The sequence below is a fragment of the Nocardia sp. NPDC003345 genome (genome assembly GCF_053589395.1).
The window spans coordinates 1-2,545 of record NZ_JBSFRU010000524.1 but is presented as its reverse complement, the minus strand read 5'-3'; the positions used below and the strand labels follow the sequence as shown (position 1 = coordinate 2,545).

Annotated in this window: 3 protein-coding genes; 2 read left to right on the top strand and 1 reads right to left on the bottom strand. The window is 70.8% G+C overall.

Annotated features, from left to right (window positions below; genetic code table 11):
* On the top strand, window positions 1-450 hold a 450-nt coding region (locus ACWDU1_RS31550; RefSeq protein WP_450004071.1), incomplete at its 5' end, for a PH domain-containing protein.
* Window positions 447-2,090 carry a PH domain-containing protein gene (locus ACWDU1_RS31545; protein ID WP_450004070.1) on the top strand — a complete coding sequence of 548 codons (1,644 nt, stop codon included), beginning with the start codon at window positions 447-449 and terminating at the stop codon, window positions 2,088-2,090. The genes ACWDU1_RS31550 and ACWDU1_RS31545, both read left to right, overlap by 4 nt.
* Here ACWDU1_RS31545 and ACWDU1_RS31540 read toward each other — a convergent pair whose 3' ends face one another.
* Complete coding sequence (locus tag ACWDU1_RS31540; RefSeq protein WP_450004069.1) at window positions 2,091-2,438, bottom strand: hypothetical protein; 348 nt, start codon at window positions 2,436-2,438, stop codon at window positions 2,091-2,093.
* Window positions 2,439-2,545: the final 107 nt, after the last annotated feature.

Below are 2,545 nucleotides of genomic sequence, written 5' to 3'. Positions count from 1 at the left end.
CCGCGGGCGAAAACGCTCTGGACCGTGCAGACCGCGCTGGGCTGGCTGTTCGTTCTCGCCGTACTGCTGGGCTGGTTCGCCGTCGACGACGGGCGGCGGCCGTGGCAGTTCGCGGCCCTGGCGATCGTGGTTCCGGTCGCGATCGTCGCCACGATCGCGGTGCCGCGGTGGCGGTACCGGGTGCACCGCTGGGAGGTCACCGAGGAGGCGGTGTACAGCCGGGTCGGCTGGCTGACCCAGGAGAGCCGGGTCGCGCCGATCTCGCGGGTGCAGACCGTGGATACCGAACGCGGGCCGCTGGAGCGGATGTTCGGCCTCTCCACCGTCACGGTGACCACGGCGTCCTCGGCGGGCGCGGTCCGGATCGAACTACTGGACCGGCCGGTGGCCGACAGTACGGTGGCCCGCCTGACCGAGGTCGCCGCGCGGCACCGGGGAGACGCCACATGACCGGGCCCGCACCTTCCGGGTCCGCCTCCGCACCGGAACCCGCCCCGCCGGACCCGGACGCCTCCGAGCCCTGGCTACGCCTGGATCGCCGCATGCTGCTGGTGCATCCGATCCAGGAGATCGTGAAATTCCTGCCCGCGGTGATCGGCGCCGCGATTCTCGGAGTCAGCTCCGGCAATCCGTACTACGCGCTACTGGGCCTGGTGCTGGTGATCCCCTACGGCCTCGCCATCTGGTTCACCACGACCTACCGGATCGGCCCGACTCACGTGGAATTGCGCACGGGGGTGCTGCGCCGGAAACGGCTGTCGGTGCCGCGCGCCCGGATCCGGTCGGTCGATATCGAGGCCGATCCGCTGCACCGGGTCCTGGGATTGGCCGCCGTGGTCATCGGCACCGGGCAGGAAGCCGGATCCGAGGACAAGTTCACCCTGGACGCGCTGGCCGCCGACCAGGTACGGCCACTGCGTACCCAGCTGCTGGCGCATACCCGCGAACCCCATCATGCCGCCGGGGAACCCGGTCCGGCCGCATCCGCTGTCTCGACGGCGAAGCCCGCGGAAACCCCGGAGCCGCGGGACGGCCGGGAGATCGGGCACTGGCAGCCCGGCTGGGTCCGTTACGCGCCCCTGTCGCTCACCGGCTTCGCGTTGGCGGCCTCGGCGCTCGGCCTGGCCGCGCAATTCGGCTACGGCGCGGCCGAGGTCGAGATCACCCGGGAAACCGTGAGCAGTTTCCGGGATTTCGGCGTCGTGGCACTGTTGATCGCCGCGGTCCTCGCGCTGGCCGCGCTGGTGGTCGTGGTCAGCGCTGCCGCCTGCGCCCACTATCTGATCACCTACTACGGCCTGCGGGTCGTCGACTACGGCGGCACCCTGCAGATACGCCGGGGTCTGTTCACCCTGCGCCAGATCACCCTGGACACCGCGCGTCTGCGCGGTGCGACCATCCGCGAGCCCCTGCTGCTGCGCGCCGCCCGCGCCGCGCAGCTGGAAGCGATCATGACCGGCGAGAACCCTCGGCAGAAGATCCTGCCGCAGGCCCCGCGTGCAGCCGTGGAAGCAACCCTGGCCCATCTGCTGAGCCCGCACCGGCACGACCGGCCGCCCGAATCCGGCGACCGCCTCGCCCACCTGAGCGCGCTGGCCGAGATACCGCTCATCGCACACGGTCCGGCGGCGCGGCGGCGCCGCCATATCCGGGCCGGCTGGCCCGCCCCGACCATCGCGGCCGACCTGCTGCTCGCGGCCGCGGCCGGATGGGAACTCTCGGGATGGTGGTGGTTGCTTCCGGTATGCCTGGCGCCGGTATGCGCGCTACTGGCCGAGGACCGTTACCGCGGCCTCGGCCATGCGATTCTGCCCGCGACCGCCGGATCACCGACCTGGTTGGTTGTGCGTTCCGGCTCCCTGGACCGGTCCCGGTCCTGCCTGGAGGCACCCGGTGTGATCGGCTGGTCCGTGCGACAGACCTTCTGGCAGCGCCGTTCCGGTCTGGTGACCCTGGGCGCCGTGACCGCAGCGGGCAAGAAGGTGTACGTCCTGGAGGACTTGCCCCTCGACCGCGCCGGGCCGGTACTGGAGGCCGTCACGCCGGGTATACGCGGGCCCCGGCACAGCCCCGAGCCCGCCGCGTCCTGATCAGGTCTGGCTGTGGCGGGTGGGTGCCACCCGCAGCTCCGGTTCGTCGGGTACCACCCGCAGGTCGGGACGCTGGTCCGGACTGGAATGGTCGCCCCGCCACGACAGCAGCGACCAGCGTGACAGCCCCGACAACGCCGAGCCGAGGCTGGCGAAGGATCCGCTGGAGATCAGCGACCCGAAGGATCCGATCGATCCGATCGACAGAATCGAACCGACGCTGCCGATGGACAGGATCGAATACGCCGACCCGATCGACAGAATCGATCCCTCGGACCGGATAGACAGAATCGACCGCGACGAAGCACGGCTCCTACAGGACCGATTCGAAGTATCGACACCCACCATGGCCCCGGTCTACCACAGAACCACCCCCCAGTCGCCCCACCCCGCAACCCTTTACCTGATGGCCACACCCCACCCCACTGGCCGCATCCGCCAAGGGTGGGGCCCGC